Origin of the sequence: Streptomyces sp. NPDC012794 (genome assembly GCF_042901085.1) — a bacterium.
In the GTDB taxonomy this organism is placed as follows: domain Bacteria; phylum Actinomycetota; class Actinomycetes; order Streptomycetales; family Streptomycetaceae; genus Streptomyces.
In genome coordinates this window covers 17915-32616 of the sequence record NZ_JBIBCI010000015.1, presented here as the reverse complement: position 1 = coordinate 32616, position 14702 = coordinate 17915, and the positions used below count along the sequence as shown (strand labels likewise).

The following is a 14702-nucleotide window of genomic DNA, read 5'->3' as shown; positions in this document are numbered from 1 at the left end:
CGATCGGCCCCGGCCGTTGCGTGTACGGTTCTGGTGACCCTGCCGAGCGTCGGCCGGCAGGCCACCGAACCCGCACCGGCGGGATATCCGGAACTGCATGTACGTGGGGACTCTGTCCTTCGATCTGCTCCTCGGCGACGTCCACTCGCTGAAGGAGAAACGCTCCGTCGTCCGGCCCATCGTCGCCGAGCTCCAGCGCAAGTTCGCGGTGAGCGCGGCCGAGGTGGGAGACCAGGACCTGCACCGCAGGGCCCGTCTGGGGGTCGCCCTGGTGAGCGGGGACGCGGCATTCGTATCGGACGTGCTCGACCGCTGTGAGCGGCTGGTCGCGGCGCGTCCGGAAGTGGAGCTGCTGTCGGTGAGACGGCGGTACCACGGTGATGAAGACTGATTGCTTGTCTGCAACAAAGAAGGAGACGGACCAGTGGCCGACAATGCGCGGGCGAAGAAGCTGGCGGACCTCATCCGGGAGGTGGTGGCCGAGAAGCTGCAGCGCGGAGTCAAGGACCCCCGCCTCGGTACGCACGTGACCATCACGGACACCCGGGTCACCGGCGATCTGCGGGAGGCCACGGTCTTCTACACGGTCTACGGCGACGACGAGGACCGGGCCAGCGCGGCAGCGGGCCTGGAGAGCGCCAAGGGCGTACTGCGCTCCGCGGTCGGCCGGGCGGCGGGAACCAAGTTCACGCCCACCCTGACCTTCGTCGCGGACGCCCTCCCGGAGAACGCCAAGACCATCGAGGACCTCCTCGACAAGGCGCGGGCCTCCGACGCCCAGGTGCGCGAGGTGTCCTCCGGCGCGAAGTACGCCGGCGACGCCGACCCGTACAAGAAGCCGGGCGACGAGGACGACGAGGACGCAGCCGCGGAATGAGCACCAACGCAGGGAAGACTCCGGACGGCCTTGTCATCGTCGACAAGCCGTCCGGCTTCACTTCGCACGACGTGGTCGCCAAGATGCGCGGGATCGCCAAGACCCGACGCGTCGGCCACGCCGGCACCCTCGACCCGATGGCGACGGGCGTCCTCGTCCTCGGCGTCGAGAAGGCCACCAAGCTCCTCGGCCACCTCGCGCTGACCGAGAAGGAGTACCTCGGCACCATCCGGCTCGGGCAGAACACCCTCACGGACGACGCCGAGGGCGAGATCATCTCGTCCGCCGACGCCTCCGGGGTGACCCGCGAGGCCGTGGACGCCGGCATCGCCAAGCTGACCGGCGACATCATGCAGGTCCCGTCCAAGGTCAGCGCCATCAAGATCAAGGGCGTGCGCTCCTACAAGCGCGCCCGTGACGGCGAGGACTTCGAGATCCCGGCCCGGCCGGTCACCATCTCGTCGTTCCAGGTGTACGACATGCGCGAGGGCGAGGCCGAGGACGGCACCAAGGTCGTCGACCTCGTCGTCTCCGTCGTCTGCTCCAGCGGTACGTACATTCGCGCCCTCGCCCGCGACCTGGGCGCCGACCTGGGCGTGGGCGGCCACCTCACGGCGCTGCGGCGCACGCGGGTGGGCCCGTACAAGCTCGACCGGGCGCGCACGCTGGACCAGCTCCAGGAGGAGCTGACCGTCATGCCGATCGGCGAGGCGGCCGCCGCCGCGTTCGCGCGCTGGGACCTGGACGCCCGGCGGGCCTCGCTGCTCGCCAACGGCGTGCGGATCGAGATGCCGGACGCGTACCAGGACGGCCGGACCGTCGCCGTCTACGGGCCTGAGGGCAAGCTGCTCGGGCTCGTGGAGAGCAAGGGCGGCAAGGCGAAGTCCCTCGCGGTCTTCGTCTGACACCCGCGCTCACCCGCGCTCCCGGCCTGGAGCGGTGGGCTTGACGTGGAGCGGTGAGCGCGCACGGACCGTGCTCACCGCTCCACGACCCCCCTCGGATAGGTTTCTATCCACCCGCGGCCCCGGATTCACCCCTTCGAGCAGGCGCTCGGAGTGAAGGCGGGGAGCGTACGGGGGCGCTTTCCTCCTGCGTCCTTCCGGCGCTGATCTTCACTTGCCTACCGTCGTGCACACGGGTCCCGCGGCGGGGGAGTGGTGCGGCGATGAGGGACGAGGTCACAGGCGGTTCGAGGGGTGCCCGCTCCGGCGCCTTCGCGGGTGCCGCGGGACTCGTGACGGTCCGGGACCCGGCCGGACGGCCGCGCGGCACCGGCTTCGTGGCCGACGACCGCGGCACGGTGATCACCAGCCACGAGGCCGTCGACGGACTGGCACGGGTGGTGCTGCGCGCGTCCGGCGCCGGGGAGCGGACCTGGGTGGCCGGGGCCGATGACGTGACCGCCCTGCCGGAGCTCGGGCTGGCCCTCGTACGCAGCGACGGACTGGGCGTGCGGCCGCTGCCCGTGGCCATGCGCGAGGCGATCTCTCCGGGGACGTACGTACGCCTCCCCGCGCGGGGCTGGCGCCAGGCGCGGGTCCTCGCGGTCGGCGCGGAGGTCACCTACACCTCGGCGGACGGCTCCCGCCCGCTGCCCGCCACCGTCGAGCTGGCCATCGGAACGGCCGGCCGGGACGCCCTGCGGCTCGGCGGCGAGGTCCGCGGGGGACCGGTCCTCGACGCGGCGACCGGAGCGGTGCTCGCGGTACTGGGCACCGCTCTGCGAGCGGAGCACCGCTCCGGAAGCTTCGCCGTCGCCCTGCGCGCGACCGCCGCGGCCGCCCCCGGGAGCCCCCTGGCGGCGCTGCTGGAGCGCAACTCCGCCACCGTGCCGGGCTACGGCGACGACCTCAACCTGGCCGGCGCCCTGGAGCTGACCGCCACCACCCTCGGCACCGCGTACCCCCCGGCCGGCGCCGCCGAGCCCGCGCCGGACCCCGTGCCGCGCCCCCGGATCGCCGCCGCCCTGGCCGCCTTCACCGCCGGGGAGGCCCCCGTGCTCGGCGTGGTCGGGATGCCCGGCACCGGCCGCACCACCGCCCTCGCGGCCCTGGCCGCCGACCGGGCCCGCGGCCCCCGCCCCGCGCCGACGCTGTGGCTGCGTGGAGCCGACCTGCGCGACGGCGACGGCTCGCTGGCCGACGCCGCGGCCCGGGCGCTGGCGGCGGCCGGCCGCATCGTCTCCGCCGCGGACGCCGGACCGCGACCGGCCGGCCCCTCCGGCTTCGCGGCCGGCGGCTTCGCCTTCCCCGGGACCCCGGCCGGCTTCGACCCGCCGGCGGCCGCGCCCCCCGGTGGCACCGCCGAGCGCGTGGCCCGGCTCGCGGCCGCCGCCGGACGGGCCCTGCTGGTGGTGCTGGACACCCCCGAGGAAATGCCGCCCGGGCTCTCCCACCGCCTGGAGCCGTGGACCGCGGCCACCGCCGACTGGCTGCGCCGCACCGGCGCCCGGCTGGTGGTCGCGGCCCGGCCCGAGTACTGGGAGCGGGCCGGCGGCCTCTACCCGCCGGAGCTGCTGCACACCCCGGACCGCGCCGCCCGGCGGCTGCCCCCCGCGCTGCCCGTCGGCGACCTGACCCCCGAGGAGGCGCGCACGGCCCGCGCCCGGCTGGGGATCCCGGACGACGCGGTGCGGGAGGCCGACGCCGGGCATCCGCTCACCCTGCGCCTGCTCGCGGGGATCCGCGCCGCCGAGGTCACGGCGGGCCGCCCGGGCCGTGACGAGGTCTTCTCGGCGCACCTGGACCTGGTGGCCCTGCGCGTCGCCGTCCGTATCGCGGCGGCGGCCGGCGCGGGGCGCGGGCCCGGGGTGCACGGCCCCGGGGTGCGGCGGCTGGCCGCCCGGGTGGCGGGGCGGGTGCACGAGGCCGCCCGCCGGTGCCTCGGCCCCGGGCAGGGCCAGCTGGACCGGGCCGCCTTCGAGGAGCTGTTCCCCTGGCGCACCGGCTGGGCCTCCGCCGTCCTCGCCGAGGGGCTGCTGGTCCCGGCGGGCCCCGGTTACCGCTTCGCCCACGAGGAGCTGTCCGACTGGCTCCAGTCCGCGCACCTCGACGTCCCGAGCGCCCTGGACCACCTCGTGCACCACGGCCCGGCCGCGGCGGGGCCGCCCGTGCCCAGGCACCGCATCGGCCCCGTGCTGGAAGCCCTGCGCAGGCTGCCGCCCGACGAGGTACGCGGCAGGCTGGACGCCCTGGTGGGCGCCCTGAACACCTTCGCCGAACAACGCGCCGCCGGGTCCCCGGACCCCGTCCACCCCGACCGGGTCTGGTGGGCCTCCCGGCTGCTGCGCGGCACCCTGCTCGGCGCCGCCGACGCCACCGCGCACCTGCCCGTCCTGCACGCCCTCGCCGAGCACGTGGCCCGGGCCGGCTCCGGCGAGTTCGGCGGCCGGTTCTGGAGCAGGCTCCGGCTGCCCGAGTCCGACCGCCTCGACCTGCTGCGCCGCCTGCTGCCCTCCGACCACCACTACCTCGGGGCCGCCGCCCGCCGCCTCACCCGCGCCCCGCGGCTCGTCCTGCCCCTGGTCTGCGCCTGGTTCACCGACGAGCGCCGGCTGCGCGGCCGGCCCGGGGCCACCGTCGCCACCGCGGCGCAGGCCCTGCTGCACACCCACCGCCGCCTCGCGGTGGACGACCTCACCGAGGCCCTGGTCGGCGCCGCGCACCCGCGGGCCGACGAACTCCTCGCCGTCCTCGCGGAGGACGAGCCGTCCGCCCTGTGCCGGGCCGTCGCCCGCTGGGCGCGGGACGAGCGGCCCGAACGGCGGGTGGCCGCCGCCGCGTACGGAGCCGCCACCGCCCCGCACGTCCGCACCCCCGCCGACCGGGAGCTGCTGCGTCGCGCCGCCGAGACGCTCCTCGACCGCCCCGGCGACACGGGTCTCCACGGCAGCGCCCTCGCGATCCTGCTCCGCGACCCGCAGGCGCGGGCCCGCTGCCTGCCCGACGCCCTCGCCTGCTTCCGCGACCCCGCGGGCGGGTCCCGGCTGCCGGCTTCGGCACTGGTCGCGGCACTGCCCGTACTGCCCGACCAGGACGCGGTGTTCGCCGCGCTGCGGGACCGGGCCGACGGGGAGGTGATCCGCGCCCTGGCCGCGCTCACCACTCCGGGCCTGGCCCGCCGCGCGGGCGACCTCGTACGGGACCACCTCGCCCGGCGCCCCGAGGACGCCCCGCACGCCGCCGCCTTCGTGGACCGGCGTCTGGACCAGGGCCCGGCGGCCGGCCCGGTGCTTCGGCCCCTGGTCCTCGGCCTGCTGCGGGGCGGCCCGCAGCCGGTGCGGGCCGCGCTGGCCGGCGTACTGGCAGCGCCCGGGGCACAGTCCTCGTACCCGCTGCGGGCCGAGCTGGCCGACGTACTGCTGCGCGAGGAGACCGATCCGCAGGTGCTCGGCGCCTTCCTGGCGGGGCTCGCCGCCGGGAGCGACCGGCGCCCGGAGGTCCGTACCCGCGAGCTGCTGCGGCGCACCGGCCGGCAGCTGCTGCGGGCACCGGGCGGGCCGGCGGTCTTCGAGCACCGCACGGTGGAGCTGGCCCGGGCCGATCCGGTGTTCGGGGCACTGGTGTCCCGCTGGCTCACCGAGGCCGCGACGGAGGCGGCGGCGCTGCTCGGGCCGGGCGCCCGGCGTACCGTGGAGACTCTTCGTAGGGCCGCGCCGGACATTACGTGAGGCGGGGAGGGATTCCGGCCAGAGCCGATGCGGGGCACCGGCCGACGGCATGGCAGTCTTAGACCTGCAATCGGCAATCGGTACAGGGACTACACGGGTTCGGGCGAGGAGCGGTCACAGTGCAGCGCTGGCGTGGCTTGGAGGACATCCCCCAGGACTGGGGACGCAGCGTCGTCACCATCGGCTCCTACGACGGTGTGCACCGGGGACACCAGCTGATCATCGGACGCGCCGTGGCGAAGGCCCACGAGCTGGGCCTCCCGGCCGTCGTCGTCACCTTCAGCCCGCACCCGAGCGAGGTCGTGCGCCCCGGCAGCCACCCGCCGATCCTGGCCCCGTACGACCGGCGGGCCGAACTGATGGCCGGTCTCGGTGTCGACGCGCTGCTGATCCTGCCGTTCACGGCGGAGTTCTCGCAGCTGTCCCCGGCCGACTTCATCGTGAAGGTGCTGGTCGACAAGCTGCACGCGCGCGCCGTGATCGAGGGCCCGAACTTCCGCTTCGGCCACCGGGCCGCCGGGAACGTCGACTTCCTGAGCGAGCTGGGCTCCACCTACGACTACGACGTCGAGGTCGTGGACCTGGTCGAGCGCGGCGAGGCGGGCGGCGGCGTGCCGTTCTCCTCCACCCTGGCCCGCAGGCTCGTCGCCGAGGGGGACATGGAGGGCGCCGCCGAGATCCTGGGCCGCCCGCACCGGGTCGAGGGCATCGTGGTGCGCGGCGCGCAGCGCGGGCGCGAGCTCGGCTACCCGACGGCCAACGTGGAGACGCAGCCGCACACCGCGATCCCGGCGGACGGGGTGTACGCGGGCTGGCTGACGGCGGACGGCGAGCGGATGCCCGCGGCGATCTCGGTCGGTACGAACGTGCAGTTCGACGCCACCGAGCGGACCGTGGAGGCGTACGCGATCGACCGTGTCGGGCTGGACCTGTACGGCAAGCAGGTGTCCGTCGACTTCCTGTCGTACGTGCGGGGGATGGCGAAGTTCGAGTCGCTCGACGGGCTGTTGGAGGCCATCGCGGACGACGTGAAGCGGGCGCGGGTCCTGACGGACGCCTTCGACGCCGCGCGGCGCTGACAGCGCTTCTGACCTACGGCGAAGGGCCCCTGCCGTCCTCGGGACGGCAGGGGCCCTTCCGCGTGTCCGGGTCCCCTAGCCGAGGCGCGGGTCGCGCGGGGGCTGCCCGGGGTACTGCTGCGGCTGGGCGGCCGGCGGCTGCTGCCCGGCCGGGGGCTGCTGCCAGGGCTGGCCGGGCTGCGGGTACGGCTGCTGCCCGTACGGGGGCTGGCCCTGCGGCTGCTGACCGGGGGGCTGCTGGTACGGGTCCTGCGGCTGTGCGTGAGGCGGCTGCTGCTGGGGGTGCGGCACCGGCTGGTGGCCCTGCGGCGCGCCCCAGTGGGCCTGCGCGGCCTGCTGCTGGGCGCGTACGAAGTCCTCCGCGACCAGGGCGGACAGGTTGAAGTACGCCTCGCGCGTCTTGGGCCGCATCAGGTCGAGGTCCACCTCGGCGCCGGCCGCGAGGTGCTCGTCGAACGGGACCACGACGACGCCGCGGCAGCGGGTCTCGAAGTGCTGGACGATGTCCTCGACCTTGATCATCTTGGCGGTCTCGCGGACCCCGGAGATGACGGTGATCGAACGCGAGACGAGATCGGCGTAGCCGTGGGCCGAGAGCCAGTCGAGCGTCGTGCTCGCGCTGCTCGCGCCGTCCACGGACGGCGTGGAGATGATGATCAGCTGATCGGCCAGGTCCAGGACGCCGCGCATGGCGGAGTAGAGCAGTCCGGTGCCGGAGTCGGTCAGGATGATCGGGTACTGGCGGCCCAGTGTGTCTATGACGCGGCGGTAGTCCTCGTCGTTGAAGGTCGTCGAGACCGCCGGGTCCACGTCGTTGGCGATGATCTCCAGGCCCGAGGGGGCCTGCGAGGTGAACCGCCGGATGTCCATGTACGAGTTGAGGTACGGGATCGCCTGGACCAGGTCGCGGATGGTCGCGCCGGTCTCGCGGCGGACGCGGCGGCCGAGGGTGCCGGCGTCCGGGTTCGCGTCGATGGCCAGGATCTTGTCCTGGCGCTCGGTCGCGAGGGTGGCGCCGAGGGCGGTGGTCGTCGTGGTCTTGCCGACGCCGCCCTTGAGGCTGATGACGGCGATGCGGTAACAGGACATCACCGGGGTCCGGATGAGCTCCAGCTTGCGCTGGCGGTCGGCCTCGGCCGCCTTGCCGCCGAAGCGGAAGCCGGAGCGGGCGGGCTTGGGCTTCTGCTTGGCCCGGAGCAGGCGGTCGGAGGAGAGCTCCACGGCGGCGGTGTAACCGAGCGGAGCGCCGGGGCCCTGGCCGGGGTGGGGCTGCTGCTGGTAGGAACCCTGCTGCCACTGCGCCTGCGCCTGCGGCGGCTGGGGCTGCTGCGGGAGGCCGTAGCCCTGCGGGGGCTGCGGTGCCGGTGCCGGTGCCGGTGGCTGCGGCTGGGCTTCGGGGGAGACGGGCGGGAAGCCGTAGCCCTGGGGCGCCTCGGGCCGCGCCTGCGGCGGCTGGGGCTGCTGCGGGAGGCCGTAGCCCTGCGGGGGCTGCGGTGCCGGTGCCTGCGGCTGGAGTTCGGGGGAGACGGGCGGGAAGCCGTAGCCCTGGGGCGCCTCGGGCTGCGCCGGGGGCTGCTGTTCCGGGGCGGAGGGCGGGAAGCCGTAGCCCTGGGGCGCGCCCGAGGAGGCGAATGCGGGCGGCAGCGGCGGCAGTTCGGTGCCGGGTCCCCCGAACGGAGTATCCGCGGGACCGGGGACCGGAGTTCCCTCGGCCGGGGTGGGCATCCGCACGGGCGCGGGCGCCGCTTCCCCGGCGGCGGCCGCGAACCCCGGCGGTACGGCGTCCACCGGAGCGGGCGCGGCGGCGGGCGCCGCCTCCGCCCGGGCCGCGGCCCCGTCCGGCCCGGCCGGTCCGGACGCGGCGACCGGTGCGGCCGGCCCCGCCGGGGCTTCGGGCAGCGCGGGCGCCGCCGCGTCCCCGGCCGGGGGCTCCTCCTCGGCGAACGGGGCCGGCACGGCGATGGGGGCCACGGTGGGCACCGCGAACGGCGCCGGGGGTTCCGCCTGCGCGGGCGCGGCGGGGAAGCCCGCCGGGGTGTCCGCGGGCAGCGCGGGCAGCGGCGCCGGTCCCCGGGGCGCCTCGGCGGCGCCCGCGTCCTGCCGGGCGGCGGACGGCTCCGCGGGTCCCGCTTCGCCCGCGGCGGCGAGCGCCTCCGGATCCGGCGCGCCGGCCGGCCCGGCCGTGCCCGCCGCCGGGGCCCCGGCCGGGGTGGTGTACGGAGCCGCAGCCGCGTCGGGACGCCCCGCCTCCTCGGCATGCGGGCCCGGGGCCCCGGCCCCCTGCGCGGGGAACGCGGGACCCTGCTCCGGGGTCCCCTGCGCGGGGAACGCGGGCGCCCCCGACGGGTCCCCGCCCTGTGCCGGGAAGGCGGCCAACGGGTCGGCCGACGCGGACGGCACCGATGAAGCCGAGGGCGCCGACGGCGCGCCGGCGTCGGCCGGGCGCTGCGACGCCGGCGCGATCCGCATCGTCGGCGCCGAGACCACGTCCGCCGGGCGGTGGGGTTCGAAGCCACTGCCCTCGGGCAGCCCGGGCGGCCCCGCCACCGGCGCGGCCGGCGCGGGAGCGCCCTGGGTGTACCAGGCCGGCGGGGTGTAGTCGATGGTGAACTCGCCCGTCATTTCGGGCTCCGCGTCGGACTGATCGTCCGTCGGGACGTCCCACGTCCCGCCGCGCCTCTCGTTCCGATCGCCGCTCACTGGTCCTCCTGGTCTGTCGAACACCGGTCGGCGCCCACCTCGACGCCGCGCCCGCGCCCAGCCTAATCGCGCCCCGCGCCCGAAAGCCCCGGAGGTCGCGCCCCCGTACTCCTGCCTACAGGCCGCTCAGGCCCGGGGCAACCGTCATCACGCACCGCGTCAGTCGATGCGCCGCGCCGCACCGAGCAGCCCGGTCTCCGCTTCCGTGCCCTGCGTCATCACGAACTTCCGGTCCCCCGGCGTGCACCACAGCGTCACCCCGTCCCCCAGGGTGGGCAGCGACTCCACCACCGTCCCCGGCAGCCGCATCAGCACCCCGATCCGCGCCGCCTCCTCCGGCGACACCCGCTGCACCCCGGCCAGTGACGCGTTCCGCAGCAGCCGGGGCGCGGCCGGGCTCAGGTACGGCAGCAGCGTCAGCACCGACTGCCAGGGCCCCGCCGCCACCCGTCCCCTCGGCGGCCGCATCCCGCAGTCCCGGACCACCAGCACCGGGCTCCCCGCCGAGGCGCCCTGCGGCGGGACCCGGCCCACGTCGTGCAGGGTCACGCACGGCTGTCCGCCGCCGGCCGCCCGGGCCAGCGCGGACCACACGGGCGCCCGCCCGGTCTCCACCGCGACCCGGGCCCCGGTCGCGGCCGTGCGCAGGGCCAGTACCTGGGCGGTCCACAGCCCGCCGATCAGCGTGACCTCGTACGGCGTGGGCCGGTTCACGCCGAGCACCGCCGGCCGTCCCCCGGCGTCCACGCCGATGACGACCCCGTCGTCCGCGACGGGCAGCGCCAGCGCGTCCAGGTCCGCCGCGGGGACCACGTGCCGCTCCCGGCGGGGGCCGATCAGCCCGAAGCCGCCCCGCACCCCGCCGCGTACCGCGCCGTTCATCGCGCTCCTCCCAGCGGCAGCGAGGCCAGCAGCCCCGGCACCTGTTCCCGGTCGAGCCGTACCAGCCCGGTCCGCACGCCCCGCGCGGTCCGCTCCAGTTCCCGCCGGGCCGCGACCAGTTCCTCGTCGCTGCGTCCGGTGACCCGTACGTGCCCGGTGAGCGTCACGCCCCGCCGCCCGGCCGGGGCCATCGTCAGGCTGAAGTTGGTCGCCAGGGCCGGCAGCGAGGTGAGCAGCGCCACGAACTGGGGGAGCCCGGCCCCGGCGCCGCCCAGCTGCGGCCAGCGGTCTACCCAGTAGGTGGTGTGGCGCCGGTCGTCGCAGCGCCAGGTCCGCGGGGTCTCCTCCGTGCGCCGGCCGGTGCTCGCCGAACGCCCCGCCTGGGTGATCGCCATCGGGTTGGCGCACGAGGAGGTCGCCAGCGCGCCCGTCAGCTCCTGCTCCGTCAGCACGGTGGCCCGGAAGCCGGCCCCGGTCAGCCGGCTGGCCAGCTGGTCGGCCGCCCGCACCACGCAGCGCTGCGCGCCCGCGAGCCCACCGCCGCGCGCGGCGACGGCCTCCGGGCACAGCTCGGGGTCGAGCTTGAGCGCGATCCACGTCAGCCGCACCGCCGGGGTGCCCGTACGGGCTTGCAGGGGCGCGTAGTTGAGCGTCGCCATCGACCGGGGCGGCAGGTGCGGGGCCGGGGCGGGCTGGGTGTGCTGGACCAGCTGCGCCGACTCCAGGCGGATGCCGTCCACCTCCAGGACGTCCCGGACCAGCGACAGCGGCAGCGGCCGCTCCGTGCGGTCGGGCCGCAGCGCGGTGGCGTCCGTGTCCACCTGGACCACGGCCGTCAGGAAGGTCCCGTCGCCGACCAGCCCGACCGGGCGTCGGTCGCGGTCCCCGAAGGCCGTGGTCCGCAGTGCCGGATCGGCCTCGACGAGCGGCGCCAGTCCCGGCTCGGTGCCCGCGGGCACGCTGAAGGAGGCGGCCCTGCGCCGCCTGGCGCGCAGCGCGAGGGCGCCGCCGATCCATTCGGGCAGGGAGCGCCGGCGGCGGCGTACGAGGGCGAGCAGGGCGAGGACCACGGCCAGGATGCCGGCGGGCACCAGCAGCAGCGGTTCGACCGCCCGGGCCACGAGCAGCGCGGCGGCCGCCAGTTGGAGAAGTACGAGCTGTTGCAGTCGGAACGGCCCGAAGCGGCCCGGGCCCGACCGCGGCCGCGGCGTGACCCCGCCGTGTCCGGGTGCGGCCGTGGCCGCCCGCGGCGCCGTCGCGGTGGGCCTCACTCGCGCACCTCCCCAACTCGGGGGCGGAGCCACGGAGTCCGTGCCGCGGGGGCGTGGCCGCCCGGCACCGGATTCCCCACATCCACCCCAACAGCCTGGAAACCCCGGTCAGGAGGGGCGGCCGGCCCAACCGGCACCTGCTGACCCTCCGTCAAGAGGCATAGTAGGTCCCCGGTCCGACAACCACGGCGCGGGGAGCGGCCCCGCCGGCCGGGCCGCGCGGGGGAGAAGCAGGCGGTCATGGCATCACGGCGTGATGAGCTCAACGCGTACACCTTTGCGAAGCGGCGCACCGTGGCCGCGTTCCTCCAGCCCTCCGCCACCGGTACCGAGGAGGGCGCCCCCCGCCCGCTGCGCGCGGTCCTGCCCGGAGTGGTGACCGGTGCGCTCCTGGTCGCGGGCTTCGGCGCCTGGGGCATGTTCAGACCGCAGGCCCCCAAGGGGTGGAACGAGCCCGGGGCCATGGTCGTCGTCGGCAAGCAGTCGACGACCCGGTACGTGGTGCTGACCACCAGGGTGAACGGCAAGGACCAGGCCCGGCTGCACCCCGTGCTGAACCTGGCCTCGGCGCGGCTGCTGCTCGACCCCCGCAAGTCCAAGGTCGTCCACGTCGACGACAAGGTGCTGGACGCGGGCAGGCCCCCGCGCGGCCCCGTCATCGGCATCCCCTACGCCCCCGACCGGCTCCCCGCCGCGGCGGACGCGGCCAGGCCCAAGCGCTGGGCCGTGTGCCAGCAGCCCGGCGGCAACAACCGCGGCGTGCAGACCGCGGCCTTCGTCCTCGCCGACCGGGAGGCGGGCCTGATGGACGACGCGAACCGCACCACCGACACCCAGGTGCTGTACGTCCAGAGCACCGGCGGGGCCAAGGAGCGCTACCTCGTCGACTCCGCCGGCCGGAAGTACAAGTTCCCCGAGGGCCGGCCGGACTCCGCGACCCTCACGACGGCCCTGGTCGGCACCGGCGCCACCCCGCAGCCGGTGACCGAGGAGTGGCTGGCCACCCTCGACCCCGGTGACGACCTGGCCTTTCCGCAGCTCCCCGGCACCCCCGGAGCGGCCTCCGCCGCCCCGGGGCCGGGCAACGGCGCCGGCAGGGTCGGCATGGTGCTGACCGCGCAGACCGGCTCCGGCACCCAGTACTACGTGGTGCTGCCCGACCGCATCGCCCCGGTCTCGGAGTTCGTGGCCTGGCTGCTGATCTCCTCGCCCGCGGCCGGCGGCCTCGGCATGCACGGCGAGGCCCGCCAGACCGACCTGCAGTCCCTGAACCCGGACGCGCCCCCCTTCAAGAACGACGCCAAGTGGCCCCGCCGCCGCGGCGCCCAGGTCAACCGGGTCGCGGACACCCCCGGCGCCGCCCTGGGCGGCGAGCGGCGCGACACCGTGTGCAACGTCCTGCGCTCCGTCGACGGCCAGGGCGACCAGACGCTGAGCACCTGGGCCGGCACCGGTTTCCCCGTCGACATCGCCGCCAGTGGCACCAGCTCGTACGTCACCCCCGGCACGGGCCTGCTCTACACCCAGGTCCGGGGCCGCCAGACCACCGCCGGCGGGGCCCTGTTCCTGGTCACCGACACGGGCCTGCGGTACGCCGTCCAGGCCAACGGGGACAGCGACGCCGAGCAGCCGGGGATCGGGGCGCCGGCCCCGCGGGCGCAGGGCGGCACCGGCGACGGCCGGCCCGAGCCCATCCAGGCCCAGGTCCGGCTCGGCTACGGCGGGATCGTGCCCGCCATGGTGCCGATCGCCTGGTCGGAGTTCCTCTCCAAGGGGCCCCGCCTGGACACCAACTCCGCCCGCCAGCCGCAGGGCTCGTGAGGGAGCCCGCCATGTCGCCGCCCTCCCGCGCCGCCGCGGCGGCCGCCGCCCTCGTCCTGGTCGCCCTCGGCGCCGCGGCGTCCGCGCCGGGGTCCCCGTACGGCCTCGCCCTGGACGGCGCGGGCGAGTGCACCTTCCCGATGAAGACGCAGATCGCCGACCGGCCGTGGGCCCTCCAGCGGGTGATGCTGGACGCCCTGTGGGCGCGCACCAAGGGCAAGGGGGTACGGGTCGCGGTCATCGACACCGGCGTGGACCGCGCCAACCCGCAGCTGTCCGGCGCCCTCGACACCGGTGCGGGCCGCGACTTCGTCGACACCAAGGGCGGCGACGGAACGAACGACTCCGTCGGGCACGGCACCAAGGTGGCCGGGCTGATCGCGGCCCGCCCCCAGCAGGGCACCGGTTTCGTCGGCCTCGCCCCCGAGGCCACCGTCATCCCCATCCGGCAGAACGACGGTCAGGGCAACGGCAACGCGGCCACCCTGGCGCAGGCCGTCGACCACGCCGTCGCCAAGGGCGCCGACGTCATCAACATCTCCCAGGACACCGACGCCCCGCTGACCGCCGACTCCGAACTGGGCAAGGCCGTCCAGCGGGCACTCGCCGCCAAGGCCGTGGTCATCGCGTCCGCGGGCAACGACGGTCTGAACGGGCAGAAGCGCAGGACCTACCCGGCGGCCTTCCCCGGAGTCCTCGCCGTGGCCTCCTCCGACCGCAACAACGAACGGGCCGCCTTCTCCCAGCCCGGTGACTTCATCGGCATCGCCGCCCCCGGCGTCGACATGGTCTCCACCGTCCCCGGCTTCGGCCAGTGCGTCGACAGCGGCACCAGCTTCTCCGCCCCCTACGTCGCCGGGGTCGCCGCCCTGCTGCGCGCCCAGCACCCGCAGTGGACCCCGCAGGAGGTGGTCTGGCAGATCCAGAACACCGCCGAGCGCTCCGTCAACGGCCGCGATGACTACGTCGGTTGGGGGGTGGTGGACCCCGTGCGGGCCGTCACCCACGATCGGGGGACCCCCAGGCCCCCCGTCCCGGACCCCGGCCCGCCCCCGGCGGCCGCACCGCGCGCGGCGGCCCTCGCGACGTCGGAGACCCCGCAGGAGCGCGAGGAGCGGATCGGTACGTACGCCCTGGGGGCCGCGGGGGTGCTCATCGCCGCCATCGCCGGCGCCGCGACCGTCGTACGCGATGCCCGACGCGGCCGCCGGAACCGTTTGCAGTGAACGGCGCACCGGCGGCCGCGCGAGCGGGCCAGTGGTGTTGGGCGGGTCAACCGGACTGACTAGAGTGACGCCAGGCTTCACGACTGTGATCGGGGATCCGTGTGAAGCGGAGGGGTAAGTCCGGTGCGATCGCCGTGGATTGGCGCTCCCGGCATCCGCTCCGCCACGCAATCC

10 protein-coding genes are annotated in these 14702 nt (G+C 76.2%); 7 read left to right on the top strand and 3 right to left on the bottom strand.

The genetic code is table 11. The annotated features are described in order from the left end of the window. Window positions 1-97 precede the first annotated feature (97 nt). From ACFY7H_RS25115 to ACFY7H_RS25095, 5 genes are all read left to right on the top strand, one after another. A complete protein-coding gene (locus ACFY7H_RS25115) occupies window positions 98-391 on the top strand; it encodes a DUF503 domain-containing protein (protein WP_388941856.1) in 294 nt (97 codons plus the stop codon). Window positions 392-424: 33 nt separating this feature from the next. After that, window positions 425-877 (top strand): 30S ribosome-binding factor RbfA, encoded by a 453-nt coding sequence (gene rbfA, locus ACFY7H_RS25110; protein WP_362394283.1) that lies wholly within the window; start codon window positions 425-427, stop codon window positions 875-877. Continuing rightward, window positions 874-1782: a tRNA pseudouridine(55) synthase TruB gene (truB, locus tag ACFY7H_RS25105; protein WP_388941852.1), complete on the top strand. Its 909-nt coding sequence runs from the start codon at window positions 874-876 to the stop codon at window positions 1780-1782. Before rbfA ends, truB begins: the two co-directional genes overlap by 4 nt. A 263-nt stretch (window positions 1783-2045) precedes the next feature. Beyond that, a complete protein-coding gene (locus ACFY7H_RS25100; protein WP_388941849.1) occupies window positions 2046-5549 on the top strand; it encodes a serine protease in 3504 nt (1167 codons plus the stop codon). 119 nt (window positions 5550-5668) lie between these two features. Next, window positions 5669-6628 (top strand): bifunctional riboflavin kinase/FAD synthetase, encoded by a 960-nt coding sequence (locus tag ACFY7H_RS25095; protein ID WP_388941846.1) that lies wholly within the window; start codon window positions 5669-5671, stop codon window positions 6626-6628. A 75-nt stretch (window positions 6629-6703) separates the two neighbouring features. Here ACFY7H_RS25095 and ACFY7H_RS25090 read toward each other — a convergent pair whose 3' ends face one another. The 3 genes from ACFY7H_RS25090 to eccE all read right to left on the bottom strand — a co-directional run bounded on the left by ACFY7H_RS25090 (window position 6704) and on the right by eccE (window position 11481). Then, window positions 6704-9328: an SCO5717 family growth-regulating ATPase gene (locus ACFY7H_RS25090; protein ID WP_388941843.1), complete on the bottom strand. Its 2625-nt coding sequence runs from the start codon at window positions 9326-9328 to the stop codon at window positions 6704-6706. Window positions 9329-9487: 159 nt separating this feature from the next. Beyond that, a complete protein-coding gene (locus ACFY7H_RS25085) occupies window positions 9488-10210 on the bottom strand; it encodes a hypothetical protein (protein WP_388941840.1) in 723 nt (240 codons plus the stop codon). Next, window positions 10207-11481 (bottom strand): type VII secretion protein EccE, encoded by a 1275-nt coding sequence (gene eccE / locus ACFY7H_RS25080; RefSeq protein ID WP_388941837.1) that lies wholly within the window; start codon window positions 11479-11481, stop codon window positions 10207-10209. Before eccE ends, ACFY7H_RS25085 begins: the two co-directional genes overlap by 4 nt. Window positions 11482-11721: 240 nt before the next feature. Here eccE and eccB point away from each other — a divergent pair, with 240 nt between their 5' ends. Both eccB and mycP read left to right on the top strand, forming a co-directional pair. After that, window positions 11722-13302: a type VII secretion protein EccB gene (eccB, locus tag ACFY7H_RS25075; protein ID WP_388941834.1), complete on the top strand. Its 1581-nt coding sequence runs from the start codon at window positions 11722-11724 to the stop codon at window positions 13300-13302. Window positions 13303-13313: 11 nt separating this feature from the next. Beyond that, a complete protein-coding gene (gene mycP / locus ACFY7H_RS25070) occupies window positions 13314-14528 on the top strand; it encodes a type VII secretion-associated serine protease mycosin (protein WP_388941831.1) in 1215 nt (404 codons plus the stop codon). The last annotated feature ends 174 nt before the right edge of the window (window positions 14529-14702 follow it).